Origin of the sequence: Dermacoccus abyssi, from assembly GCF_003515945.1 — a bacterium.
GTDB lineage: Bacteria > Actinomycetota > Actinomycetes > Actinomycetales > Dermatophilaceae > Dermacoccus > Dermacoccus abyssi.
On the sequence record NZ_QWLM01000008.1, the window covers coordinates 55,239 to 80,726 of the forward strand.

The window sequence follows — 25,488 nt, forward strand, 5'->3', positions numbered from 1 at the left end:
GTGCGGCCCGCTTGGACTCCGTCGGATGGCCTGACCACCTTTGGGGATGAGTTGCGCCACCCCTAAGCCTGGCCGCGTCGTTCCCGAGGGTGGATCGGCGGGTGGTCTTCGACGCCCCGCTCAAGCTGAGGTTGCATGCGTTTTCGCACCCCTAGCGACGGAGCCTGGTGACAGGGGCCACCAAAAGTGGTTGCGTGGTGAGCAAGACGCACGGTCGGTGAACTCCGGTTCGTTCCAGGACGATCCGGCGCGTGCACACCTTTATCGATAGGAGATTGCACATGCTTTCCGTTGACGATGTTCTGGCAGCCCGTTCCGGCAAGGCCTACGACAGCGACGGCGACAAGGTCGGCTCCGTGGGCGAGGTTTACCTCGACGACCAGACCGGTCAGCCGGCCTGGGTGACGGTCAACACCGGCCTGTTCGGCACCTCCGAATCCTTCGTTCCGCTCGAGGGCGCCCGGGTTGAGGGCGATGACCTCCACCTGCCGTACTCGAAGGCCAAGATCAAGGACGCTCCGCGTCAGGACGCCGACAAGCACCTCGACGTCGAGCAGGAAGAGGCGCTTTACCACTACTACGGCCTCGGCAACAGCGCCGGTGACCGCCGCGACTTCGACGGCGACCGTGACCGCGACGCCGCCGTCGGTGGCGCTGCGGGTACCGCTGGTGCTGCAGGTGTGGCAGGCGCTGCCGGCCGCGACCGTGACTTCGACGGCGACCGCCGTGACGTCACCGCGGACCGTGACCGCGACGGCCACACGGTCGACGACAAGGCGCGCGACATCGCGGACAACCGTGACGGCCGCGATGAGGCCTTCGTCGATGGTGACCGTGACCGCCGTGACGTCGACGGTGACCGTGACGGCGAAGGCGTCGTGCGCCACGAGGAGCGTGTCAACGTCGGCACCGAGCGTCGCGAGAGCGGCAAGGCCCGCCTGCGCAAGTACGTCGTCACCGAGCAGCAGCAGGTCGACGTGCCGGTGAGCCGCGAAGAGGTCAACGTCACGCGCGAGCCGATGAACGAGCGTGCGTCGAACGTCACCCTTGGCGAGCAGACCGAGACGGTCACGCTCCACGAGGAGCGCCCGGTCGTCGACAAGGAGACCGTCGCAGTCGAGCGCGTCGGCCTCGATGTCGACGAGGTTCGTGACACCGAGCGTGTGCAGACCGAGGTTGCCCACGAGGAGGTCGAGGTCGAGGTCGACACCGACGGCACGCGCGGTCGCACCGCTGACCGTGACGGTGACGGCCACACGATCGACGACAAGGCTCGTGACTTCAAGAACAAGCACTGACGTCCACGAACGTCTCGGGCGGCATCCTGACGCAGCATTGATGCCGTGAGGCCGCAGGCCCCGTACCGCTTCGGCGGTGCGGGGCCTGCGTCGTCTCCGCCGGGCTGCCGGTTGTCGGTGTCCGCCCCTAGGCTGGAGGTGTGAACCCTCTTGATGCGCAGACCGTCTCCGCCGCCCTCGCCTCGGCGCCCGTGCTCGCACGGGTCGACCGGTCGGGCTTCGTCGAATCCGTGCACCACGGCCTCGTCACCGTCACGGGTTCTGACGGGGGCGTCGAAGCGGCGTGGGGACCGAGCGACGCGGTGATTTTTCCGCGCTCCTCGAACAAGCCGTTGCAGGCGCTCGCGATGGTGCGCGCCGGGCTCGACCTACCCGACGAACTTCTCGCCCTCGTGTGTTCGAGCCACTCCGGTGAGCAGTTCCACATCGACGGTGTGCGCGCGATCCTGGAGCGTCACGGCCTGAGCGAGGCCGACCTGCAGAACACCCCCGACCTGCCCTACGACGACGTCGACCGCAAGCGGTGGACCCGAGAGGGGCATGAGCCCGTCCCGATCGCCCAGAACTGTTCGGGCAAGCACGCGGGCATGCTCGCGACGTGCACGATCAACGGTTGGGACACCACGACGTACCGCGATCCCAACCACCCGGTTCAGCAGCTCATGGCCGAGGCCCTCGCCGAGATCGCCGATGACGAGGTGGCAGCCATGGGCGTCGACGGGTGCGGCGCCCCGGTGATGTCGCTGTCGATGGCGGGCCTGGCGCGGGCCTTCGGTCGTCTCGGTGCTGCCCCCGAGGGCACGCACGAGTGGCGGGTTGCTCGAGCCATCCGCAACGCTCCGGCCTTCCTCGGCGGCTCGCGACGTGACGTGTCCACCCTCGTCGCCGGCGTGCCCGGGCTCATCGCCAAGGACGGCGCGGAGGCCTGCTATGCCATCGGCCTGCCCGACGGTCGTGGGGTCGCAGTGAAGATCGCCGACGGCGCTCAGCGCGCCCGGCCCGTCGTGGCGGCGGCGGTTCTTCGTCGCATGGGCATCGATTCGCCTGCGCTCGACGAGTTGGCCAAGGCCGACATCCTCGGTCACGGTAAGCGCGTCGGCGGGGTCACCGAAGCCTTGGGCGAGCCGACGACCGGTCGCCTCTTGGTGCCCGGAGCGGGCGCCGAATGAGGGCCGTGGTTCAGCGCGCCCTCGAGGCGTCGGTGACGGTCGATGGTGAGGTCGTCGGAGCACTGCCCGGGCCGGGTCTCGTCGCCCTCGTCGGAGTCACCCACGACGACGGTGACGCTCAGGTCGAGGCCATGGCGCGCAAGATCGCCGGGCTGCGCATCATGCCGGGCGAGGTCTCCGTGAGCGACCTCACAGAACGCGGCGAGAGCACCGGCGTGCTCGTCGTCAGCCAGTTCACGCTGTACGGTGACGTGCGCAAAGGGCGACGACCGTCGTGGGGCCGGGCGGCCCCGGGTGACGTCGCCGAACCACTCGTTGATGCTCTCGCCGACGCTCTCGTCGCTTCGGGAATCGCGGTGGAAACCGGGCGTTTCGGCGCCGATATGAAGGTGGCATTGACCAATGACGGACCTTTCACGGTCATCATCGACGTCTGAGACGACGCCCGCGGCCCCGCGACGCGAGAACACGACCCGCGACAACCCCTGGCCGGCCCTGTGGGCCCTGTGCCTGGGGTTCTTCATGATCCTGCTCGACACGACGATCGTCGCCGTGGGTACGCCGGCCATCATGAACGGTCTGCACGCCGATCTCGGTGCGGTGGTCTGGGTGACGAGCGCGTACCTGCTCGCCTACGCGGTGCCACTGCTCGTCTCGGGGCGTCTCGGTGACCGGTACGGGCCGAAGAACGTCTATCTCGTGGGCCTCGCGGTGTTCACGCTCGCCTCGTTGTGGTGTGGCCTCACCGGGTCCATCGAGGGGCTCATCGCGGCCCGCGTTCTGCAGGGCCTTGGCGCTGCGGCCATGTCCCCTCAGACGATGGCCGTCATCACGCGCATCTTCCCCGGTGAGACCCGCGGGACGGCGATGGGTCTGTGGGGCTCGGTGGCCGGTGTCGCGACGCTCGTCGGCCCCATCCTCGGCGGTGTGCTCATCGACCACGTCGGCTGGGAGTGGATCTTCTTCATCAACATTCCGGTCGGCATCATCGCCTTCGTGATGGCACTCAAGCTCGTGCCGAGCTTGCCGGTCCACACGCACACGTTCGACTGGATCGGCGTGCTGCTTTCCGGCATCGGCATGTTCCTGCTCGTCTTCGGCCTGCAGGAGGGCAACCGCTACGACTGGGGCACGATCACGGGTGTCATCTCGGTGCCGCTGCTCATCGTGGCCGGTATCGCCGTCCTCGTCGCCTTCGTCGTGTGGCAGCGCCTCACGCGTGCGGAGCCGCTCATTCCGCTCGTACTCTTCACGTTCCGCAACTTCTTGCTCGCCAACGTCGCGATCTTCGGCGTGGGCCTCGCCATCACGGCGATGAACTTCCCGATCATGGTGTGGGCCCAGAGCGTACGCGGTTGGACGCCGACTCAGGCAGCCCTCCTCATGGCTCCGACAGCGGTGCTGACGCTCGGGCTGGCGCCTGTTGCTGGTCGCCTCGTCAACCGGATGCACCCGCGCCTCATCGCAGGCTTCGGGCTCACGTGCTTCGCGGTGGGCATCGTCTGGTACGGCCTCGCTCTCCACTCCGACACCCCGTGGTGGCAGCTCGTCGCCCCGGCCCTCGTGCTCGGTCTGGCCAACGCCTTCATGTGGGCGCCGATCTCCGTGACGGCCACGCGGACCCTCCCGCCCGCGCGAGCGGGTGCAGGCTCCGGAGTCTTCAACGCGACGCGCCAGCTCGGTGCGGTGCTCGGTTCGGCCGCCATTGCAGCCCTCATGGAATCGCGATTGGCGTCCCACCTCGGGGGCTACTCGATGCCCGCGGGTGAAGCGGGGGGCGGCGCTCGCGTCCCCGCCGTGGCTGCGGAGTCCTTCTCCCGTGCGATGGGCGAGTCGCTCTACCTTCCCGCGGCCGTCGTCGCGGTCGGTGTCGTGGCCGTCCTGTTCTTCGACAACCCGCATCAGGCAGAGCGCCGCTGACCTCGCGGTGGGCGCCCTCAGCGGGTTGTCGGGCAGCGCCTCTACAGTGAGGGCATGGATTTCCTGTTCGAGCTCCAGATGGGCGCGATGCTCATCCTCAGCGTCATCCTGTTGGGCGTCGAGGTCTGGGCCTTCGTCGAGGCGTTGCGCGGGCGAGCCGACCTCTTCCAGGCGCACGGCAAGCTGACGAAGCCCGCGTGGGTCGCCATCACCGGTGTCGCCGCGCTGCTCGGCTTCATCTCACTCGGGCGTCCGGTCAGTCTGCTCGGCATCATCGGCGTCGTCGCCGCGGGCGTTTTCCTGGCCGACGTCCGCCCGCTCGTGCGGCCCGGCAAGGGCAACTCGAGCGGCCCCTACGGGCCGTGGTGACCAGCTGTGGCAGCTGAGTTCATCGACGGCCCGTCGGGGGCTCTCGAGGTCGTCAGGGCAGGGCGAGGCGAACCCGTCACCGTGTTCGCGCACGGTATGGGAGCCTCGATTCCCTCGACGCGGCCCTACGCGTCGGGCGTCGACGGCACGCGCGTCTTCTTCCACTTTCGCTCGCACGGTCGCTCGGCGCCCGCGTTCGACGGCTGGGACTACGACCACACGGCTGACGAGCTGCTCGCCGTCGCCGACGCCTGCGGAGCCACGCGCGCGCTGGGCGTCTCGATGGGTGGCGGGTCGATCCTGCGCATCCTGCAACGCGACCCGAGCCGGTTCGAGCGCGTCGTCCTCGTCATTCCGGCCGTCATCGACTCACCTCGCAACAGCGAGGGACTCGAACGGTACAGTGCCATGGCCGAGGCGTCGGCGCGCGGTGACGCCGGCTCGATTCGTGCTCAACTCGAAGCCGAGCTACCCGAGGCCGTGCGCGGCGACGACGCGGCGCGGGCATGGGTCGAGCAGCAGACCGAGGTCTTCCTCGGCCCCGGGATGGCTGAGGCGCTGCGCGACCTGCCCCACGCCGTGCCGGTACCCGATGTCGAGCGCTTGCGCGATCTCACGCTCCCCGTACTCGTGCTCGCGCAGGAGGGCGACACCGTGCATCCCGTCTCGTCGGCGGAGCGCCTCGTGGAGTATCTGCCGAACGCCCGGCTCGAGGTGTTCGACGAGAACGGGCTGCTGTGGGGCCATCGCAGCCGCGTGCGCCAGGTCGTCGGCGCATTCCTCTCTGACGACCATCAGAACTAGACTCGGTTCCGAGTTGCCCGACCGGGTGGCCGGGAAGAAGGTCGAGGAAGAGCGTTGCACCGCATCCAACCCGTGATCAAGGACTACGCCTGGGGCTCGCACGTCGCCCTGGCGCAGCTTGCCGGGCGCGAACAGCCGAGTGCCACGCCCGAGGCTGAGCTCTGGGTCGGCGCCCACGAAGCCGGCCCGGCCCGTGTCGACCTCGACGACGGGCACTTCTGCGGTCTCGACGAACACATCGCCGGAGACGACGAACGCCACCTCGGCACAGGGTCGCTCGACGCCTTCGGTCGGCGTCTGCCGTTCCTGCTCAAGATCCTCGCCGCCGACAGAGCGCTTTCCATCCAGGCACATCCCGACGCAGCGCGGGCGGCGTCGGCCCCCGAGGGTGTCTACGGAGACTCCTGGGCCAAACCGGAGGCGTGGGTACCGCTCACCGAGTGCGAAGCCTTCGCCGGCTCGTTGCCGTTCGACGAAGCGAGCGCGCTCCTTGTCGGCCTCGACGTGCCCGCGCTCACCGATCTCGTGGATCAGGCGAGGGGCGCGGCTGATCCGGCGCACGCGTTGTTGGCGGCCCTGCTCCACGTTCCTGCCGATGACCGGGCCGAGTTCGTGGCTGCTGTCGTGGCCGCCGTCCGGGCGCTCGTCGACGCAGGTTCGGCCGACGAAGCGACCGCGCGGGCACTGAGCACCGTGCTCGACGTGCACGAGCAGTTCCCAGGTGACGTGGGCGTCGTTGTTCTGCTCACGATGCGCCACCTCGTCATGACGCCCGGGCGCAGTTACTTCATCGGAGCGGGGGTTCTCCACTCGTTCGTGCACGGTACGACGATCGAGGTGCTGGCCAACTCCGACAACGTCGTGCGCGGTGGGCTCACGCCCAAGGAGACGAACGTCGAGGAACTGCTCACGATCGTCGATGTCAGGACGCCGGTCGAAGCCCAGGAGCCGCGGCGCCTGGGAGACGGAGATGGGTCGACGCTGCATCACCCCACAGCAGCGCCCCATTTCGAGCTGTTCGAGGTACGGCCGAACGAAACACCGACGGCGCTGCCGATCGGCGGCGCTCCCGCCGTCATGCTCGCGCTCGACGCACCGGTCACGGTGCGCTGCGGTGACGAAGCCATCCGTCTGGAGCGTCTCGAATGTGTGTGGTCGTCGGCCTCGGACCCCGACGCCGTCGTCACCGGCGTACCCGGCTCGCGGCTGTTCGTCGCGAGCGTCGACATCTGACGCACGTCCCCGTCAGGCGCGGGGCGCGACAGCCGACCAGTCGACCGTGATCTCACCCAGACGCCATCGCGTCGGGCCGTCGAGCAGTGGCCATCCGTCGTCCTTGAGAGCCCGGGCGCTCGCCACGAAGCGCTGGCGCGCGCCGTGAGGAGCGAGCGGGGCATTGATCGTCCACGCGCGTGAGAGCGCTGCGAGGTAGGCATGCACCGGTTCGCCCGGCACGTTGCGGTGGATGAGCGACTTCACGAGCCGCGGTGCGACGTCCATGGGGTCGCCGAGGCCTGCCAAACGCAGCGAAATCGTGAAACTCACCGGGCCGTCGGGGGTGACGGCCACCCACGTGGAGAGCCGCCCGAGCTCGTCGCAGGTGCCGTCGAGGAGGAGGCCGTGCGGGGCCAGGCGCGAGCAGATCCGCTCCCACGCGCCGGCCACCTCGGACTCGTCGTACTGACGCAGGACGTTCGCGGCGCGCACGATCGTCGCGCTGCGGCCGGCGTCGAGGGGTATCTCGAAACCGCCGCGACGGAACGACAGGCCTGCGAGACCGGGGTCGTGCGCGAGCAGCTCACGCCCCTGCGCGACGCGTGAGGCCTCGATCTCGATGCCGACCGTCCGCACGTCGGGACGTACCCGCCGCAGTCGGTCGTGCAGTTCGACGGCCGTCACGGGGGAGGCGCCGTATCCGAGGTCGACGACGATCGGCGGATCGTCACTCCGGCGCAGTCGCCAGGCCTGCGGGCCGGTCAACCAGCGGTCCTGGCGGCGCAGACGGTTGGGGTTCGTCGTCCCCCGCGTCACGGCGCCAACAGGTCGGGAATGCACGGCCCCAACGTATCGTTCGACCGTTCGTGGACGAATCTCGCACCAAGCCCTTCGGTAGCGCTCCCGCGGCCCGCGACTGCAGCGGTCCCGTGCGGCACGTGGCCATGGTGAGCGTCCACACCTCCCCGTTGTCGCAGCCCGGAACGGGCGACGCCGGCGGTCTCAACGTCTACGTCGTCGAGACGGCGAAGCGGTTGGCCGAGCGCGGCGTCGAAGTCGACATCTTCACGCGCCGCACGAGCGCAGCCCTCGGCGAGCAGGTGCAACTCGTGCCGGGCGTCACCGTCCACCACATCGCGGCCGGGCCGTACGAGGGCCTCGGCAAGGAGGACCTGCCGGGCCAGCTCTGTGCGTTCGCCGCAGGCATGATGCGCGTCGGGGCGTCGAAGCCGGAGGGTCACTATGACCTCGTGCACTCGCACTACTGGCTCTCGGGCCAGGTGGGTTGGCTCGCCGCCGACCGCTGGCGGGTGCCGCTCATCCACACGATGCACACGATGGCGCGCGTCAAGAACGCCCAGCTCGCTGACGGCGACACCCCCGAGCCCGCCGGGCGCGAGATCGGCGAGGAGCAGGTCGTCACCGCGGCGACGAAGCTCGTCGCCAACACGCCGGGTGAAGCGCGCGAACTCATCGAGCTCTACGGCGCCGACTCGTCGAAGGTCGAGGTCGTCACGCCCGGCGTCGACCTCGACGCCTTCTCACCGACCGACGGCGCCGGTCGCCGCGAGGCACGCGTACATCTCGGCGTCGAGCCGGACGCGCAGGTCGTGCTGTTCGTCGGGCGCATCCAGCCGCTCAAGGCCCCTGACGTGCTCGTGCGTGCGGTGGCCGAACTCGTGGCCGAGCAGCCGGAGCGGCGCTCGCGGCTCCGACTCGTCGTCGTCGGTGGCCCGTCGGGTTCCGGCCTCAACAAGCCGCTCGCGCTGCAGACCTTGGCCCGCGACCTCGGCGTCAAGGACGTCGTCGACTTCGTGCCGCCCGTCAACCGCAGCGCGCTCGTTCGGTGGTTCCACGCGGCCGACGTCGTTGCGGTGCCGTCGCACAGCGAGTCCTTCGGGCTCGTCGCGATCGAGGCGTCGGCTTCGGGTACGCCCGTCGTCGCCGCCGCTGTGGGCGGGTTGCCCACAGCCGTCGGTGACGGGGGAGTGCTCGTTGAGGGCCACGATCCGCTCGACTGGGCGAAGGCCCTCGGGTCGTTGCTCGACGACGACGCCCGCCGCGCGGAACTCGGCGAGCGCGCCGTCGCCCACGCTCGCCAGTACGGCTGGGACGTCAGCGTCGACCGTCTGCTCGACATCTACGCGAACGCCTGCCACGACGACGCGAGCACGGACATTGACGCCTCGCGCGCGCTCGCGGGCGTCCCCAGCGCCATCGTTCCCTGACCCCCGCCCGCCCGCGTAGGTTGGAGTCATGAGCACCGACGACCTCGTTCAGGCAGCGGAAGTGACGGTTCGGGAGTGGCTGGAAGCCTCCGAGCTGGAATGGGAACTCGGAGCGTCGAACGGCGAGTTCGTCGTCACGCTGCCGGGGGAGAAGAAGCTCAAGACGGTGACGTCGCTCGTCGTGGGGGATCGCACGCTCACGGCGATGGCGTTCGTCGTGCGCAACCCCGACGAGAACCACGAGGAGGTCTACCGCCTCCTGCTGCAGCGCAACCTGCGAATCCCGGGGGTCGCCTACGGCATCGACGGTGCGGGCGACGTCTACCTCACCGGCCGCCTGCCGCTCGCGGGCCTCGACGGTGAGGCGCTCGACCGGCTGCTCGGCGTCATGCTCGAAGCGAGCGACGGCATCTTCAACGAGGTGCTCTCGCGCGGCTTCCTCACGTCGATGAAGAAGGAATGGCACTGGCGCACGACGCACGGCGAGTCGACGCGCAACCTCGAGGCCTTCCGCCACCTTCTGGAGAACGACTGAACCCCGGACGCCGGCGGCTCGGACGTTAGGCTGACGCCATGACGTACAAGCTGATTCTGCTCCGCCACGGCGAGTCCGACTGGAACGCGAAGAACCTTTTCACCGGCTGGGTCGACGTGCCGCTCACCGACAAGGGCCGCGCCGAGGCCGTGCGCGGCGGCGAACTGCTCAAGGAAGCCGACCTCCTGCCCGACGTCGTGCACACCTCGCTGCTGCGCCGCGCCATCATGACGGCGAACCTCTCGCTCGACGCCGCCGACCGCCACTGGATCCCGGTCAAGCGCGACTGGCGCCTCAACGAGCGTCACTACGGCGCCCTCCAGGGCAAGAACAAGAAGGAAACCCTCGAGGCCTACGGCGAAGAGCAGTTCATGACGTGGCGTCGCTCGTTCGACACCCCGCCGCCGCCCATCGAGAAGGGCAGCGAGTGGAGCCAGGACGCCGACCCGCGCTACGCCGACCTCGGTGACGCTGCGCCGCTGACCGAGTGCCTCAAGGACGTCATCGAGCGCTTCCTGCCCTACTGGGAGAGCGCCATCGTGCCTGACCTCAAGGACGGCAAGACCGTGCTCGTGGCCGCACACGGCAACTCGCTGCGCGCCATGGTCAAGCACCTCGACGGCATCAGTGACGACGACATCGTGGGCGTCAACATCCCCACAGGCATGCCGCTGTACTACGAGCTCGACGAGAACCTCACGCCCGTCACCAAAGGTGGTCGTTACCTCGACCCGGCCGCCGCCGAGGCCGCCGCAGCCGCCGTGGCGAATCAGGGCAAGGCCTGATCGCCCGAGCGCTTCATCACCTGACGGCGCCCGCCCCTTCGCGTGAAGGGGCGGGCGCCGTCGTCACACCCCGCTGGCCGTAGCTGGTGCGCTTCTGTTGATCCGGCCGTGACATATCGCCGCCAGATGGCCAGAAGTGCACCAGATGCGGACAGCCGCCTGACGCGCTGACGGCCCGCCTCCCTCCGGGGGAGCGGGCCGTCAGCGGTGTGCGGCGAGGCGTCAGCGGGTGAGGCCCTCGTCCGGGTTGCCGTAGCGGCCGGTCACGAGGTAGACGATGCGGTCGGCCACGGCCACAGCGTGGTCGCCGTAACGCTCGTAGTAGCGCGACAGGAGGGTGGCGTTCACGCCGGCCTCCATGCCGTGCTCCCAGTCGCCGAGCAGCGTCGTGAAGACCTTCTTGTGCAGCTCGTCCATCTCGTCGTCGATGCGGCCGATCTCGACCGCGGCGTAGACGTCCTTCGAACCGATCGCGTCACCCGTCGCCTGGACGAGCTTCTGGCCGACGCGAGCCATGTCGGCGATGATCGGGCGCAGGTTCTCGGGCACGGCGACGTTGGGCGCCGACATGCGCGCGACCTTCGCGATGTGACGGGCGAGGTCGCCCATGCGCTCGATGTCGGAGCTCATGTGCATGGCCGTGACGACCATGCGCAGATCGGTGGCCACCGGCTGCTGGCGTGCCAGCAGGTCGACGGCGAGGTCGTCGACCTCACGACGCAGGGCGTCGATGTCGTCGTCGGCCGCGATGACGCTCTCGGCGATCGTGCGGTCACCTTCGAGAAGAGCGGCGGTGGCGCGCTCGAGGGCGGTGCCGACCAGCTTCGTCATGTCGACGAGCTGATCGGAGATCTTGTCGAGGTCCTCGTGGAATGCGTCGCGCACTCGTCCTCCTTGGACTGGGCCCGGGCGGGGCGGATTCAGGGCATGGCAATGCCCAGCATGGGGGTGTTTCCGGGCGAGAGTCGCACGATTCGGTGAACGAAGACAAGCCCCGAGGTGAACACTGGGCGACGTGCCCGGAGGCAGGCGCCGAGGGTTCTGCTCCCCGGGGCCCCTGTGCGTAATCTAACGGTGTGCCAGCCATTCTCGACCTCATCACCGGTGCGGCCGTCGGCGTGCCCCTGGCCGTCGGTGGATACGCGTTCGGTCGACGCTCGTCGAGTTCCTCCGTGCGCGAACGCATGCCGTCTGCGACGCCGGCGGCCACGCCGACGTCCACCGCGCAGCCGGCTGCCGTGTCGGGAGAAGCCGAGGCGTTGTTGCGCACCCTGCGTTCGGGCTGGATGCTCGTGGACCGCTCGGATCGCGTTGCCGCGCACAGCGACGACGTCGACGCGCTCGGTCTCGTGCGTGACGTCGATCTGCGCCACGACGCGGTGCGTGACGTCGTGCGCCGCTCCCGGCGCGAGAATCGCGTCATCGAGACCGACCTCAATCTGGCGCGGGGCCCCATCGAGGGTGCCGAACTCGACCTGCGGGTTCGGGTGGCGCCACTCAACGCCGACATCGTCGTCGTGCTCGTCGAGGACCGCACGCAGGCGCGCCGCATCGAGGAGACCCGCCGCGACTTCGTCGTCAACGTCTCCCACGAGCTCAAGACTCCGGTGGGCGGCCTGCGTCTGCTGTCGGAAGCCGTCGAGGACGCCGCCGACGATTCCGAGGCAGTGGCCCGGTTCGCGGCCCGCATGAAGACCGAGACCGTACGGCTGTCGAATCTCGTGCAGGAGATCGTCGACCTGTCGCGCCTGCAGGGCGCCGACACCATCGCCACGGCCAAGCCCGTCGACCTCGCCGAGTGCGCGCATCGCGCTGTCGAGGAGACGCGTCTGCTCGCCGAGGGGCGGGGTATCAGCCTGTCGGTACGCACCGACGAAGGCCCGCACCTGGTGCTCGGCGACGAAAGCCTCCTGACGACGGCCTGCCGCAACCTCGTCAACAACGCCGTCAACTACTCCGGCGACGAGACCCGCATCGTCGTCGCCGTGTCGAGCGAGGACGACTCGGTGGCCGTTCAGGTCACCGACCAGGGCGTCGGGCTGTCGGCCGCCGAGATCGAGCGCATCTTCGAGCGCTTCTACCGCGTCGACCCGGCCCGGTCGCGCCAGACCGGCGGAACCGGCCTCGGCCTGGCCATCGTGAAGCACGTGTGCGCGAACCACGGCGGGCAGATCCGCGTGTGGAGCGAACCCGGCGTCGGCTCGACGTTCGAGATGCAGATCCCCGCGTGCAACGGCGAGAGGGCCGGGCGTGAGACGTCCGAACTCGCCGACACGCCCCGTGAACCCGTGAGCGCGGCCGCCGGCCGCACTGCCGAGACGAAGGACAAGCTGTGACCCGAATCCTGGTCGTCGAGGACGAGGAATCCTACTCCGAGCCCCTCGCCTACATGCTGAAGAAGGAAGGCTACGACGCCGTGGTCGCGGCGACGGGAACGGACGGGCTCGAGGAGTTCGAACGCTCCGGCGCCGACCTCGTGCTGCTCGACGTCATGCTGCCCGGCATGTCCGGCGTCGACGTGTGTCGGCAGCTGCGTACTCGCTCGAGCGTGCCGATCATCATGTTGACGGCCAAGGACAGTGAAATCGACAAGGTCCTCGGCCTCGAACTGGGCGCGGACGACTACGTGACGAAGCCGTACTCGGGGCGTGAACTGCTCGCTCGCATCAAGGCTGTGCTGCGCCGTCAGAGCGAGCCCGAGGAGTTCGAGCCCGACCGCCTGGAGGCCGGTCCCGTCGTCATGGACGTCGAGCGCCATGTCGTGACGGTGGGTGGTGAGCAGATCTCGATGCCGCTCAAGGAGTTCGAACTGCTCGAACTGCTCCTGCGCAACGAGGGCCGCGTGCTCACGCGCATGCAGCTGATCGACCGCGTGTGGGGTAGCGACTACGTCGGCGACACGAAGACGCTCGACGTCCACATCAAGCGTCTGCGCGCGAAGATCGAGCCCGATCCCGGTGCGCCGCGCCACATCCTCACCGTCCGAGGTCTCGGCTACAAGCTGGAGGCGTGAGCGGCCGCTCCCTCCCGACGAACGGCTTCGGCCCCACCCCTCGACAGGAGGGATGGGGCCGAAGCCGTTGAACGTGGTGTGACGCGGGGGTCAGTGGCCGGAGCCGTGCGACTCGTCGCCGGAGGTCTCGGACTCGGCGTGGTCCACGTCGGCGTCGCCGTACGGGTACTGGTCGAGCAGCACCGGGATGGAGACCTGCGTCGAGCCGCCCGGGGACGTCTTGAGCGTGGCCCGGATCTGGTCGCCCACCTTGGCGTCACCGAGGGAGGAGATGGTGACGGGCGAGACGGTCTTGTCGCCGTTGCCGTTCTTCTTGCCGTCGAGGCGGACGCTCGTGCCGGCCGGGATCGTCACCTGTGTGTCGGTGCCGTTCACCGTGATGGTGAGCTGGCTGTCGGACGAACCCGAGTTGTACACGAGACCGTTGAGCTTGCCCTCGGAACCCTCGCCGTCGTTGACGATGAGCAGGTCAGATGCCTGAAGGTCGCCGACGCGTGCCGAGACGCCGTCGGCGGGGTCGTACTGCAGCTCGGTGGTGTACGGGTTGATGAGCTGACCGCAGCCGGTGAGCGTGGCACCGGCCGTCACGGCCGCGAGCATCACGCCGGCGCTACGGCGCTTGGAGGTCACAATTCGTCGCGTCACGCATGCAAGACTATCGCCTCGTGGGCGACGTGGTGAGCCGGGCCTCGTGCCGGTGACCAAAACGAAACTTTTCCGAATGTTCGGCGTGTCGCGCGCCTCGCCCGTTCGGGCGGTCGATCGGGGGGCTTGCTTCGGTGTGCTATGTGCGGTTCGGCCGCCTCGCACGCCCCGGAATGGCGCGGCTGCGTGGTATCCTAGAGGCCGCGAAAGGGGCTAATACCACATGGAATTCAAAGTCGGCGCGACCGTCGTTTACCCGCACCATGGCGCAGCAACGATCGAAGAGATCAAGGTGCGCAAGATCAAGGGCGAGGACAAGCAGTACCTCGTGCTGAACGTAGCCCAGGGAGACCTGACCATCGAGGTCCCCGCCGAGAACTGCGACCTCGTCGGCGTCCGGGACGTCGTCGACAAGGAGGGGCTCGAGAAGGTGTTCGAGGTGCTGCGCGCAGAGCACACCGAAGAGCCCACCAACTGGTCGCGTCGGTACAAGGCCAACCTCGAGAAGCTCGCTTCCGGCGATGTCATCAAGGTGGCCGAGGTCGTGCGTGACCTGTGGCGCCGCGACCAGGATCGTGGTCTTTCGGCCGGCGAGAAGCGCATGCTCGCCAAGGCCCGTCAGATCCTCGTCTCCGAGCTGGCCCTCGCGGAGCACACGAACGAGGACAAGGCGGAAGCCACCCTCGACGAGGTGCTCGCGTCCTGAACGCCGGAGCAGTTCTCGTCGCTGCGGGCCTCGGGACCCGTCTGGGAGCCGGAAAGCCCAAAGCGCTCGTGACCTTGGGGGGTACGCCCCTCGTGACGCACGCCGTTCGTCGCCTCGTGGCGACGGGCGGCGTGTCGCATGTCGTAGTCGTCGTTCCGGCCTCGCACGAAGACGAATTCGCCGACGTCCTCAGCGAGTTCGCCGACGGCGACGTTCCCGTTGAGATCGTGGCCGGCGGCGCGGAACGCAGTGACTCCGTCCGTTGTGGCCTGCGGGCGCTCGATCGCGAGTGCGACATCGTCCTCGTCCACGACGCAGCGCGGTGCCTCGCGCCGCCGTCGCTCGTGGCTCGGGTCCTGGCGGCCCTCGACGACGGCGCTGACGCGGTCGTGCCGGGCGTCGCCGTCGTCGACACGATCAAGCTCGTCGAGGCGCGGGAGGCACAGACGGTCGTCGCGTCGACTCCCGCACGCGCCGCGTTGCGCGCGATCCAGACGCCGCAGGGCTTTCGGCGCTCGGCGCTGCTCGCGGCCCACGCCTGCGGCGCCGACGCCACCGACGACGCCGCGCTCGTCGAGCTCGCAGGAGCGGACGTCGTCGTCGTCGCCGGTGACGATCTCGCCCTCAAGGTGACGACGCCGCTCGACATGGTGCTGGCCGAGCACCTGCTCGCCGCGGACGATGCCGTCGCCGGCGAGGTCACCGACACTCACCCAAGAGGTCAGTCATGACGCACCCCGTCTCATCGTCCGGTCAGCCTGAGTCGCCGGTGTCGACGTCGTTGCCGCGCACCGGGATCGGTGTCGACATCCACCCGCTCGCCGACGACGAGCGGGAGCTGGCCCTCGCAGGTCTGACATGGCCGGGGGAGCGTGGCATCGAAGGTCACTCGGACGGCGACGTCGCCTCGCACGCCCTGTGCGACGCGCTCCTCTCGGCTGCCGGGCTGGGCGACCTGGGGCAGCACTTCGGCGTCGACCGCCCCGAACTCGCCGGCGCCCGCGGCGTGACGCTGCTCGCCGAGGCGGCGCGCCTCGTGCGCGAGGCCGGGTACGAGATCGGCAACGTCGCCGTGCAGATCGTCGGAAACCGCCCCAAGATCGGATCGCGTCGCGACGAGGCCCAGGCCGCGCTCTCGGATGCGCTCGGCGGCGCGACCGTGTCGGTCAGCGGCACGACGAGCGACGGGCTCGGGCTGACGGGCCGAGGCGAGGGAATCGCGGCCATCGCGACCGCGCTCATCGTGCCGCGCGCCTGAGGCGTCACCCGGTCGAGCTGCGTCACGCCGTGACGGCGGCTTCCTCATTCCCCGCCTCGGACGCTGAAACCCTTGTGATGACGCGGTTGTCAGCGCCGGGTACTACATTGGAAACAAAGTCGGGCACATGCGCCGAGGCCACCTCGAAGCGGTGCACCCACCCGTCGAGCCACCTTCCACACGAGGAGATCTTTCGATATGTCCCAGACGGTCAAGGGCGTCATCGCCCGCAGCAAGAACGCCCCGGTCGAACTTGTCGACATCGTCGTGCCCGACCCCGGCCCCGGTGAGGTGGTCGTCGACGTCGAGGCGTGCGGCGTCTGCCACACCGACCTGTCGTACCGCGACGGCGGCATCAATGACGAGTTCCCGTTCCTGCTCGGCCACGAGGCGGCCGGGCGCGTCGAGAAGATCGGCGAGGGCGTGACGCACGTCGAGGTCGGCGATTTCGTCGTGCTCAACTGGCGCGCCGTGTGCGGCGAGTGCCGTGCGTGCAAGAAGGGTCAGCCCTGGTACTGCTTCGACACGGCCAACGCGACGCAGAAGATGACGCTGGCCGAGGACGGCACGGAGCTGACGCCCGCTCTCGGGATCGGCGCGTTCATCGACAAGACTCTCGTCGCCGCCGGCCAGTGCACGAAGGTCGAGGAGTCCGACGCAGCCGCGGTCGGCCTGCTCGGCTGTGGCGTCATGGCCGGGTTCGGTGCGGCCGTCAACACCGGCCAGGTCGAACGCGGTGAGTCCGTCTCCGTCATCGGCTGCGGTGGGGTGGGGTGCGCGGCCATCGCCGGTGCCGAGATCGCCGGTGCGGCGCGCATCATCGCCGTCGACATCGACGACGCGAAGCTCGAGACGGCGAAGAAGTTCGGCGCGACCGACACGATCAACTCGAAGAACGTCGACGCCGTCGAGAAGATCCGCGAACTCACCGGCGGGTTCGGCGCCGACGTCGTCATCGACGCCGTCGCACGCCCCGAGACGTACGAGCAGGCGTTCTACGCCCGTGACCTCGCCGGCCGCGTCGTCATGGTCGGCGTGCCGACGCCCGATCTGAAGATCGAACTGCCGATGATCGAGATCTTCGGTCGCGGAGGCGCGCTCAAGTCGAGCTGGTACGGCGACTGCCTGCCCGAGCGCGACTTCCCGGCGCTCGTGGCCCTCTACAAGCAGGGCCGCTTCGACCTCGATGCCTTCGTCACCGAGCGCATCGGCATCGACGCCGTCGAGTCGGCGTTCGAGAAGCTGCACGAGGGTTCGGTGCTGCGTTCGGTGGTGGAACTGTGAGCGCCCCCGCGGGCCCGGAAGTCGTCGTCTCCGACGGCGATCTGCGCATCGAACGCGTCGTCACGTCCGGCACGTTCGAACTCGACGGTGGCAGCTGGGACGTCGACAACAACGTCTGGCTCATCGGCGATGACCGGGAGGTCGCCGTCGTCGACCCGGCCCACGACGCAGCCCCGATCCTCGCCGCCGTTGCGGGCCGCACGGTCGTCGGCATCTGGTGCACGCACGCCCACAACGACCACATCACTGCGGCCGGTGACGTCCGCGAAGCCACGGGGGCACCCGTGTTCCTCCACCCCGAGGATCGCGTCCTGTGGGACATGACGCACGACTGGCAGCCCGACGAGGCGCTCGCCGACGGCGATGAGCTCACGGTGGCCGGCACGAGCGTCCGCGTCATTCACACGCCGGGACACGCTCCGGGTGCGGTGTGCTTCTTCGTCCCCGCGCTCGGCGCGGTGCTCACCGGAGACACCCTGTTCCAGGGCGGGCCGGGGGCGACCGGTCGCTCCTACTCCGACAAGCCGACGCTCGTGGCGTCGATCCGCGAGAAGCTGTTCACCCTGCCCGGAGACACCGTCGTGCTCACGGGCCACGGCGACTCGACGACGCTCGCCGCCGAAGAGGTCGGCCTCGAGGACGAGTGACCCACTCCTGCGGGTTCTCGCCCCGGATCCACCTGCAGTCGATCCGGGGCGAGAACGTGGCCGGGCGAGCACGCCTGCGGAGGCCGATAGAATCGGGCCTGTGACTCTGCAGATCTTCGACACCGCCACTCGCGAGCTTCGCGACTTCGAACCCGTGAACCCCGGCAAGGTCGGCATCTACATCTGCGGCCTCACCACGCAGGGTTCACCGCACATCGGCCACCTGCGCTTCGCCGTCGCGTTCGACGTGCTGCGCAACTGGCTGACGCGCGGGCACGGCTACGACGTCACGCTGGTGCGCAACGTCACCGACATCGACGACAAGATCCTGCGCAAGTCCGCCGAGGCGGGCGAGCCGTGGTTCGCATGGAGCTACCTGCACGAACGCGAGACGAGCGACGCGCTCGACACCCTCGGCGTCAAGCGACCCACGTACGAGCCGCGTGCCACCGGGCACGTCACCGACATGGTCGAGCTTATGGAGATGCTCATCGAGCGAGGCCACGCCTACCCGGCGTCCGACGGCTCCGGTGACGTCTACTTCGACGTCAAGAGCTTCCCCGAGTACGGCTCCCTCACGCGTCAGAACCTCGACGACATGGAGGCTGCGGGCGACGCAGATCCGCGTGGCAAGAATGATCCGCGCGACTTCGCCCTGTGGAAGGGGCGCAAGGACGACGAACCCGCCTCCGCGAACTGGCCCACGCCCTGGGGTGAAGGCCGCCCGGGCTGGCACCTCGAGTGCTCCGCCATGGCGCGACGCTGGCTCGGGGACACGTTCGACATCCACGGCGGCGGTATCGACCTGCGCTTCCCGCACCACGAGAACGAGCAGGCCCAGTCGCACGCCGCGGGCCTCGGCTTCGCGCGCTACTGGATGCACAACGGCTGGGTCACCCTCTCCGGCGAGAAGATGAGCAAGTCGCTCGGCAACACCCTCGCCGTCAACGAACTGACGAAGACGGTGCGGCCCATCGTCGTGCGCTACTACCTCAGCGCCGTCCACTACCGCTCGACGATCGAGTACACGCCGGACTCGCTCGCCGAGGCTGCGGCTGCGGTCGAGCGCATCGAGGGCTTCCTGCGTCGTGCGCTCGGCGCCGACGCCGTGCTCACGAGCGACGACGTCGCCGGTGTGGCACTGCCGCGCGCCTTCGTCGAGGCCATGGATGACGACATCAACGTCTCCGGTGCGCTCGCGGCCTGCTTCGACGCCATCCGCGAGGGCAACACCGCCATCGACGAGGCCGACGTGGAGCGCGTCGAGAAACTCGCCATGCAGGTCGCCGCCATGACGGACGTGCTCGGCGTCAACCCGCTCGACCCGCAGTGGTTGGGTCGTTCGGCCGGCGGCCAGGACGAGGCGATGGAGGCCCTGGGCGCCCTCGTCGAAGCGCTCGTCGAACAGCGCAAGGCCGCCCGCGCAGCGAAGAACTTCGAGGCGGCCGACACCATCCGCGACCAGCTGGCCGACGCCGGCGTCGTGGTCGAGGACACCCCTGACGGCGCGCGCTGGAGTCTCGCGCGGCAGGGCGGAAAGGACAACTGATGGCAGGCAACTCCTCGCGCCGAGGCGCGATTCGCAAGGGCAGTTCGAAGAAGGGCATGACCGTCGGCAGCGGTGGCCAGCGTCGTCGTGGCCTCGAGGGCAAGGGCCCGACGCCGAAGGCGGAGGAACGTCCGAACCACAAGGCGTACAAGTCCGCGGCCCGATCGGGCGCGGCCCAGGGCGCCCCGAACGGACGACGTTCGAGCGGGAGCCGCCGTGAGCGCACCTCGAGCGAGGTCATCGCCGGGCGCAACTCGGTGCTCGAGGCGCTACGCGTGGGCGTGCCCGCGACGACGCTCTACGTCGCGAGCCGCATCGACTCCGACGACCGAGTGCGCGAGACGCTCAAGATCGCCACGGAGCAGGGCGTGCCGATGCTCGAGACGCCGCGCGGCGAACTCGACCGCCTCACCGACGGTGCCGTGCACCAGGGCCTGGCGCTGCAGGTGCCACCGTACGACTACGCCCACCCGGGCGACCTCATCGACCCGGAGCTGCCCGGCACGCCGCTCGTCGTCGCGCTCGACGGCATCACCGACCCCCGCAACCTCGGCGCCATCGTCCGCTCGACGGCGGCCTTCGGTGGCCACGGCGTCGTCGTCCCGCAGCGACGCAGCGCCGGCATGACCGCGTCGGCCTGGAAGACCTCGGCCGGCGCAGCTGCGCGCATCCCGGTGGCTCAGGCGAGCAACCTCACGGCGGCGCTCAAGGACTTCAAGAAGGCGGGCTTCTTCGTCATCGGCCTCGACATGGACGGTGACGTCGACCTGCCCGGCCTCGAGCTGGCGGACCGCCCGCTCGTCGTCGTCGTCGGTTCCGAGGGCAAGGGCCTCTCGCGTCTCGTCGCGGAGACCTGCGACCAGATCGTGTCGGTGCCGATGAGTTCCTCCGTCGAGTCGCTCAACGCAGGCATCGCCACGAGCGTCACGCTGTACCAGGTGGCCGTGAACCGCGGGCTGGGCTCGACGCGCTGACACTGCGTCGAACAGCGCGTCTGCATCACGCGAAACACGAGGAGCGCCCCGACCGATCCGGTCGGGGCGCTCCTCGTTCGTGCGTGAGTCGATCAGCTGTTCGGCTTCTCCACGACGACCGAGTTCATGATCTTGTCGGCGAAGGTCTGACGCTTGGTGTCCCACAGCGGCCACAGGTAGCCGATGTTGCACGGAAGCGAGTCGAGGAAGTGTGCGAGCCCACGCACGAACGTCATGCCGGCGCCGAGGGGCTGACCGGTCTGCTCCGAGAGGAGCGTGATACCGGTCCACTTCTTGCCGAGGCTCTGGCCCGTCTTGCCCTGACGGAACACAAGGTTCCAGATGGAGAACGCGAAAACCACGAGATAGCACAGCATCCCGAGAGCCAAGGCGCCCGTGCTCGGGCTGCCCGTGGTGGTCGTGTTGCCGTACACGTCGGTGGAGGTCTCGAGGTCGCTCATCGACGTGCCCATCGCAATGGCGGCGATGATGATGAACGGCATCATGATCAGGGTGTCGAGGAGGTACGCGAGAACGCGCTTGCCCCAGTGCGCGTAGGGCATCGGGGCCTGGGCCATGGCACCGAACTGCTGCTGGCCGTAGCCAGGCTGCGCGCCGTACGCGGGCTGGCCGTACTGCTGGCCGCCCTGACCGTACGCGTCGTGCCCTTGCTGGCCGTACTGCTGCTGGCCGTATCGCTGCTGCCCATAGTGCTGGTTGCCCTGCTGACCGTACGCGTCGTCTCCCGGCTGCTGGCCGTAAGGCTGCTGCCCGTACTGACCGCCGTTGTTCTGGCCGTGCGCATTGGCGTTGAACTGGTCTCCGAGGCCGCCCGGACCGTGCGGATCGTTGGTGCTCACTGTTCCTCCACCCTTGTGGTTCGTTATGTCCTGGCGCACACGCTAGCCCGTTCGGGCTGGCGTTGGCCGAAGGCGTACCGCACTAGGACGCACGGATCAGGGGTTGAGATCCATCTGCATCGGTGTCGTGTCGGGCGCGATGACGTTCTTCTCGTCCGGCTTCGTGGGAAGGATGTGCTTCACGTAGTCGACGACGGCCTGTTCGATCGTCACGTCGTGGCGCTGTCGCTCCGACATGTACCAGCGGTGCTCGAGCACCTCGTGGAAGAGCTCGGCGGGTTCGAGTTTGCCGCGCATCTCGGGCGGTACGGAGCGCGTGACGGGCTCGTAGATCGTGGCCAGCCAGTCGCGGGCGACGGCCTCCTCGTCGTCGTTCTGACGGTTCTTGCTCGCGGTGAAGCTCACGAGGTCGTTGAGCAGGCGACGCGCCTGGTTCTCGCCGACCTCGAGGCCCGTGAGGTGGCGCAGACGGCGTGAGTGGTAGCCGGCTTCCACGATCTGCGGTTTGATCTGCATCGTCGTGCCGTCGATGTCGGTGGTGATGTCGAGTTCACCGACGTCGAAGCCGAGCTCGTTGAGAGCCCGGATGCGTTCCTCGACACGCCAAGCCTCGCTGGCGTCGAAGCGTTCGGTGTCGGTGATCGCCCGCCAGAGCTCGTGATAGCGCTCGACGATGGTGTTGCTCACCTCGATGGGGTCCATGTCCTCCGGAAGCATGCCGCCGGCTTGGAGATCCATGAGTTCGCCGGCGATGTTGACGCGGGCGATGTCGAGGTCGTGCTCACGCTGACCGTCGGAGAGCTGATCGCGCAGTTCGCCGGTCTCGGCGTCGACGAGGTACGCGGCGAACTCACCGGCGTCGCGGCGGAAGAGGGCGTTCGACAAGGAGACGTCGCCCCACCAGAAACCGACGAGGTGCAGCTTGACGAGCAGCACGGCGAGGGCGTCGATGAGCCGTGTGGCGGCGTCGGGGCGCAGCGTCTGGCTGATCATCGCCCGGTAGGGCATGGAGAACTGCAGGTGACGGGTGAGCAGGCAGGCGTCGAGGGGAGAGCCGTCGGGGGCGGTTCGGCCGGTGACGACGGCGATGGCTTCCACACACGGCAGGTGCAGGCGGCGCAGCTGCTTGAGCATGTTGTACTCGCGCAACGCGATGTCGCTCTTGATCTCCTTGACGGCCAACACGCGGCCGTCGACGCGGGCGAAACGCACGATGTGACGCGAGATGCCGCGGGGGAGGGCAGCCAGACGGTCGGCGGGCCACTCCTCGAGCGGGGTGCTCCACGGCAGACTGAACAGCGCCGGGTAGGGCCGTGAGGCCTTGATGTCGAGTGCCACCGCGTCATTCTCCCATCTGGCATAGGTGTGCCGGTTCCGCGCGCTCCGCGTGTCCACCAGCCGAGCTCCGAACGCGCGTGAGGGGCGCCGCAGGCTGCGGCGCCCCTCACCTCGTGCAGTGCGGGTCAGTCGTTGACGCGCTCGCCCGTCTCGACGTCGAAGAGGTGGATGTGATCGGTCTTCGGCGCGAAGAAGATCGTGTCGCCCTTCTTCGGGGGACGGCGGCCGTCGACGCGAGCCATGACCTGGTACTCCTCGCCGTCTGCCTGCGTCTTGCCGTAGACGTATGCGTCGGCGCCGAGCTCCTCGACCATGACGACGTCGACCTTGAGCCCTTCGTCGGCCGGCGCGAGATCCTCGGGTCGAATGCCGAGCGTGACGCGGTTGGCCTTTGGGTTGGCGCTCGCCGGCATCGGGATGCTGCTCGTGCCGAGAAGCACCTTGCCGTCCTCGATCGGCACCTCGAAGAGGTTCATGGCCGGCGAGCCGATGAAGCCGGCGACGAAGACGTTGGCCGGGCGGTCGTACATGTTGCGCGGGGTGTCGCACTGCTGCAGCAGGCCGTCCTTGAGGACGGCGACGCGGTCACCCATCGTCATGGCCTCGACCTGGTCGTGCGTGACGTAGACGGTCGTGACGCCGAGGCGGCGCTGCAGGTCGGCGATCTGCGTACGCGTCTGCACGCGCAGTTTGGCGTCGAGGTTCGACAGGGGCTCGTCCATGAGGAACACCTGCGGCTGACGGACGATGGCGCGGCCCATGGCGACACGCTGACGCTGACCACCCGAGAGGTCCTTCGGCTTGCGCTCGAGGAACTGGGTGAGGTCGAGGATCTGCGCGGCCTCCTCGACGCGCTTGCGGATCTCGCCCTTGTCGACGCCGGCGATCTTGAGCGCGAAGCCCATGTTGTCAGCGACGCTCATGTGCGGGTAGAGCGCGTAGTTCTGGAACACCATCGCGACGTCGCGATCCTTCGGCGACAGCGCCGTGACGTCGCGTCCGTCGATGAGGATGCGGCCGCTCGTCACCTCTTCCAGGCCGGCGAGCATGCGCAGCGAGGTCGACTTGCCGCAGCCCGACGGGCCGACGAGGACGAGGAACTCGCCGTCGGCGATCTCGATGTTGAGGTCGCTGACGCTGGGGCGATCGGCCCCGGGGTAGGTGAGGGTGACGTTGTCGTACGTGACGGTTGCCATGGGGTTTTCCTTAGCGCTCACCGGCAGGAACGTGCCGGACGATCCGTTGTGAACGGGTGTGTCACGGAATGTGACGACGCACACATCATGCCCGAGGAGGGTGGCCCCTGCCTACCCCTGGCGCACAATTGTTTCTGTGCTGCTCGAACGAGCACAGCTGATGCATCCTCGCCGTGCAGCCGGACTCCGAATCCGATCTCCAGCGGGCGCACGGGAATCGGTTCGACATGTCCGCCCGCGTCGCTCTGCGCGGTGACGAAACCGTTATCTGAAAAATTTTGCAAAAGGTGAAAGCGTCCTCACAATGTGAAGTGGACCACACGCTCTCGCCCGAGGGCGTTCCTCATGTATCGGAGTACCCATGACCAAGCGCAGTGTTGCCGTCGCCCTCGCGGGCGTCGTCGCCTTCTCGCTGTCCGCCTGCGGTGGCACAGACTCGTCCTCGAGCAAGAGCAGCTCGAAGTCGTCCGACTCGTCCGCGTCCGGCTCGGCCGCCACGACCGGCGCTGTCAATGCGAAGGACCCCAAGCGCGACGCCAGCGCCGACCTCGTCATCTGGACCGACAGCACCGCTGCCCCCACCGTCGCGAAGCTCGCGTCGGAGTTCGCCAAGCAGAACGGCGTCAAGGTCTCCGTCCAGACCGCGACGGACGTGCGCGGCAACTACAGCACCGCGTTCAAGGCCGGCCAGGCCCCCGACATCATCGTCGGCGCGCATGACTGGATGGGTGAGCTCGTCGCCAACGGCTCCGTCGCCCCCGTCCAGCTCTCGGCCCAGACCGCCGCCGGCTTCAACCCGGTCGCCATCACGGCGTCGAAGTACAACGGCCAGACCTACGGCGTGCCCTACGCCGTAGAGAACATGGCCCTCGTGCGCAACACGGCCTACGCCAAGGACGCCCCCAAGACGCTCGACGAGCTCATCGCCACGGGCCAGAAGGCCGTCGACGCGAAGAAGGCCACGAACGTCCTCGCCCTCGAGATGGGCAAGGTCGGCGACGCCTACCACGGTTACCCGTTCCTCTCCGCGTTCAAGGGTGGCATCTTCGGCACCAAGGCCAACGGTGACTACGACGCGAGCAAGCTCATGGTGAACTCGCCGGAGACGCTCAAGGGCGCGAACCTCCTCGCCGACCTCGGCAAGAAGAAGGTGCTGTCGACCAACATCGACAAGACGAACGCCGACAACCTGTTCGCCAACGGCAAGGCCGCGTATGCCATCACGGGCCCCTGGTCTCTCCCGACCTACGACAAGGCCGGCGTGAAGTACGCCGTCAGCGCCATGCCGACCGTCACCGGTGGCGGCAAGATGACGCCGTTCCTCGGCGTGCAGATGTTCTACGTCTCCTCCAAGGCCAAGAACGCCACCGTCGCCCAGACGTTCGCGACGTCCTTCCTCACCACCGAGGCCGCGCAGAAGCGGCTCTTCGAGATCGGCAAGCGTCCGCCGGCACTCAAGGCCGCCTACGACGCGGTCGCGAAGACGGACCCGCAGGTCGCCCAGTGGGCAGCCGCCGGTGAAGGCGCGCAGCCGATGCCGAACATCCCCGCGATGAACGCCGTCTGGCAGCCGCTCGGTCAGGCGCTGGCCGACGTCATCTCTGGCAAGTCAGCCCCGGATGCGCGCTTCAACAAGGCACAGACGGAGATTCAGGCCGCCATCAAGGCCGGTAGCTGACACCTCCTGGCGTGAGC

26 protein-coding genes are annotated in these 25,488 nt (G+C 68.7%); 20 read left to right on the forward strand and 6 right to left on the reverse strand.

Annotated elements, in window-relative coordinates; translation table 11 throughout:
• Positions 1–281: 281 nt before the first annotated feature.
• The 7 genes from D1832_RS08340 to manA all read left to right on the forward strand — a co-directional run bounded on the left by D1832_RS08340 (position 282) and on the right by manA (position 6,793).
• Positions 282–1,298, forward strand: coding sequence for a PRC and DUF2382 domain-containing protein (locus D1832_RS08340; protein ID WP_118913452.1), 1,017 nt, complete (start codon positions 282–284; stop codon positions 1,296–1,298).
• Between the two features lie 140 nt (positions 1,299–1,438).
• A complete protein-coding gene (locus tag D1832_RS08345) occupies positions 1,439–2,467 on the forward strand; it encodes an asparaginase (protein WP_118913453.1) in 1,029 nt (342 codons plus the stop codon).
• Positions 2,464–2,904 (forward strand): D-aminoacyl-tRNA deacylase, encoded by a 441-nt coding sequence (dtd, locus tag D1832_RS08350; RefSeq protein ID WP_118913454.1) that lies wholly within the window; start codon positions 2,464–2,466, stop codon positions 2,902–2,904. The genes D1832_RS08345 and dtd overlap by 4 nt, the downstream gene beginning before the upstream one ends.
• The gene (locus D1832_RS08355) at positions 2,870–4,387 is read left to right on the forward strand and encodes a DHA2 family efflux MFS transporter permease subunit (protein ID WP_118913455.1); all 1,518 of its coding nucleotides are present in this window, start codon (positions 2,870–2,872) and stop codon (positions 4,385–4,387) included. The genes dtd and D1832_RS08355 overlap by 35 nt, the downstream gene beginning before the upstream one ends.
• Positions 4,388–4,441: 54 nt before the next feature.
• Positions 4,442–4,756 (forward strand): DUF2516 family protein, encoded by a 315-nt coding sequence (locus D1832_RS08360; RefSeq protein ID WP_047312337.1) that lies wholly within the window; start codon positions 4,442–4,444, stop codon positions 4,754–4,756.
• Between the two features lie 6 nt (positions 4,757–4,762).
• A complete protein-coding gene (locus D1832_RS08365; protein WP_241510933.1) occupies positions 4,763–5,560 on the forward strand; it encodes an alpha/beta fold hydrolase in 798 nt (265 codons plus the stop codon).
• Between the two features lie 54 nt (positions 5,561–5,614).
• The gene (gene manA / locus D1832_RS08370) at positions 5,615–6,793 is read left to right on the forward strand and encodes a mannose-6-phosphate isomerase, class I (protein ID WP_118913456.1); all 1,179 of its coding nucleotides are present in this window, start codon (positions 5,615–5,617) and stop codon (positions 6,791–6,793) included.
• Positions 6,794–6,805: 12 nt separating this feature from the next.
• Here the strand turns inward: manA and D1832_RS08375 are convergent, their stop codons facing one another.
• A complete protein-coding gene (locus D1832_RS08375) occupies positions 6,806–7,615 on the reverse strand; it encodes a class I SAM-dependent methyltransferase (protein WP_118913457.1) in 810 nt (269 codons plus the stop codon).
• Positions 7,616–7,719: 104 nt separating this feature from the next.
• Between D1832_RS08375 and mshA the strand changes: the two genes are divergently transcribed.
• The 3 genes from mshA to D1832_RS08390 are packed head-to-tail and all read left to right on the forward strand — an operon-like array spanning position 7,720 to position 10,323.
• On the forward strand, positions 7,720–9,003 hold the full coding sequence (mshA, locus tag D1832_RS08380) for a D-inositol-3-phosphate glycosyltransferase (protein ID WP_118913458.1): 1,284 nt from the start codon (positions 7,720–7,722) through the stop codon (positions 9,001–9,003).
• Between the two features lie 28 nt (positions 9,004–9,031).
• Positions 9,032–9,538 (forward strand): type III secretion system chaperone family protein, encoded by a 507-nt coding sequence (locus D1832_RS08385; RefSeq protein ID WP_118913459.1) that lies wholly within the window; start codon positions 9,032–9,034, stop codon positions 9,536–9,538.
• Between the two features lie 38 nt (positions 9,539–9,576).
• On the forward strand, positions 9,577–10,323 hold the full coding sequence (locus D1832_RS08390; protein WP_047312331.1) for a phosphoglyceromutase: 747 nt from the start codon (positions 9,577–9,579) through the stop codon (positions 10,321–10,323).
• 222 nt (positions 10,324–10,545) lie between these two features.
• Here D1832_RS08390 and phoU read toward each other — a convergent pair whose 3' ends face one another.
• Entirely contained in the window at positions 10,546–11,208 is a 663-nt protein-coding gene (phoU, locus tag D1832_RS08395) for a phosphate signaling complex protein PhoU (RefSeq protein WP_118913460.1), read from the reverse strand.
• Positions 11,209–11,399: 191 nt separating this feature from the next.
• On the opposite strand from phoU, the gene D1832_RS08400 reads away from it, so the two are divergent.
• The gene (locus tag D1832_RS08400) at positions 11,400–12,659 is read left to right on the forward strand and encodes a sensor histidine kinase (protein WP_241510934.1); all 1,260 of its coding nucleotides are present in this window, start codon (positions 11,400–11,402) and stop codon (positions 12,657–12,659) included.
• On the forward strand, positions 12,656–13,336 hold the full coding sequence (locus D1832_RS08405; RefSeq protein WP_047312328.1) for a response regulator transcription factor: 681 nt from the start codon (positions 12,656–12,658) through the stop codon (positions 13,334–13,336). The genes D1832_RS08400 and D1832_RS08405 overlap by 4 nt, the downstream gene beginning before the upstream one ends.
• Before the next feature lie 90 nt (positions 13,337–13,426).
• Here the strand turns inward: D1832_RS08405 and D1832_RS08410 are convergent, their stop codons facing one another.
• A complete protein-coding gene (locus tag D1832_RS08410; protein ID WP_147362650.1) occupies positions 13,427–13,981 on the reverse strand; it encodes a hypothetical protein in 555 nt (184 codons plus the stop codon).
• A gap of 223 nt (positions 13,982–14,204) precedes the next feature.
• On the opposite strand from D1832_RS08410, the gene D1832_RS08415 reads away from it, so the two are divergent.
• From D1832_RS08415 to rlmB, 7 genes are all read left to right on the forward strand, one after another.
• Positions 14,205–14,687, forward strand: coding sequence for a CarD family transcriptional regulator (locus D1832_RS08415; protein WP_047312327.1), 483 nt, complete (start codon positions 14,205–14,207; stop codon positions 14,685–14,687).
• A 41-nt stretch (positions 14,688–14,728) separates the two neighbouring features.
• Entirely contained in the window at positions 14,729–15,418 is a 690-nt protein-coding gene (ispD, locus tag D1832_RS08420) for a 2-C-methyl-D-erythritol 4-phosphate cytidylyltransferase (RefSeq protein WP_241510940.1), read from the forward strand.
• A complete protein-coding gene (gene ispF / locus D1832_RS08425; protein ID WP_118913462.1) occupies positions 15,415–15,945 on the forward strand; it encodes a 2-C-methyl-D-erythritol 2,4-cyclodiphosphate synthase in 531 nt (176 codons plus the stop codon). The genes ispD and ispF overlap by 4 nt, the downstream gene beginning before the upstream one ends.
• A gap of 198 nt (positions 15,946–16,143) precedes the next feature.
• Positions 16,144–17,229 carry an S-(hydroxymethyl)mycothiol dehydrogenase gene (locus tag D1832_RS08430; RefSeq protein ID WP_118913463.1) on the forward strand — a complete coding sequence of 362 codons (1,086 nt, stop codon included), beginning with the start codon at positions 16,144–16,146 and terminating at the stop codon, positions 17,227–17,229.
• Positions 17,226–17,876 (forward strand): MBL fold metallo-hydrolase, encoded by a 651-nt coding sequence (locus D1832_RS08435; protein ID WP_118913464.1) that lies wholly within the window; start codon positions 17,226–17,228, stop codon positions 17,874–17,876. The genes D1832_RS08430 and D1832_RS08435 overlap by 4 nt, the downstream gene beginning before the upstream one ends.
• A 100-nt stretch (positions 17,877–17,976) precedes the next feature.
• The gene (gene cysS / locus D1832_RS08440) at positions 17,977–19,425 is read left to right on the forward strand and encodes a cysteine--tRNA ligase (protein ID WP_118913465.1); all 1,449 of its coding nucleotides are present in this window, start codon (positions 17,977–17,979) and stop codon (positions 19,423–19,425) included.
• A complete protein-coding gene (gene rlmB / locus D1832_RS08445; RefSeq protein WP_118913466.1) occupies positions 19,425–20,399 on the forward strand; it encodes a 23S rRNA (guanosine(2251)-2'-O)-methyltransferase RlmB in 975 nt (324 codons plus the stop codon). The genes cysS and rlmB overlap by 1 nt, the downstream gene beginning before the upstream one ends.
• Before the next feature lie 92 nt (positions 20,400–20,491).
• Here rlmB and D1832_RS08450 read toward each other — a convergent pair whose 3' ends face one another.
• The 3 genes from D1832_RS08450 to D1832_RS08460 form a co-directional block, all read right to left on the reverse strand.
• Positions 20,492–21,259 carry an RDD family protein gene (locus D1832_RS08450; protein WP_118913467.1) on the reverse strand — a complete coding sequence of 256 codons (768 nt, stop codon included), beginning with the start codon at positions 21,257–21,259 and terminating at the stop codon, positions 20,492–20,494.
• A gap of 96 nt (positions 21,260–21,355) precedes the next feature.
• Positions 21,356–22,597, reverse strand: a complete 1,242-nt coding sequence (locus D1832_RS08455) for a DUF4032 domain-containing protein (RefSeq protein ID WP_118913468.1) — start codon at positions 22,595–22,597, stop codon at positions 21,356–21,358.
• A 125-nt stretch (positions 22,598–22,722) separates the two neighbouring features.
• Positions 22,723–23,793: an ABC transporter ATP-binding protein gene (locus tag D1832_RS08460; protein ID WP_118913469.1), complete on the reverse strand. Its 1,071-nt coding sequence runs from the start codon at positions 23,791–23,793 to the stop codon at positions 22,723–22,725.
• A gap of 361 nt (positions 23,794–24,154) precedes the next feature.
• Between D1832_RS08460 and D1832_RS08465 the strand changes: the two genes are divergently transcribed.
• Positions 24,155–25,471: a sugar ABC transporter substrate-binding protein gene (locus tag D1832_RS08465; RefSeq protein ID WP_118913470.1), complete on the forward strand. Its 1,317-nt coding sequence runs from the start codon at positions 24,155–24,157 to the stop codon at positions 25,469–25,471.
• Positions 25,472–25,488: the final 17 nt, after the last annotated feature.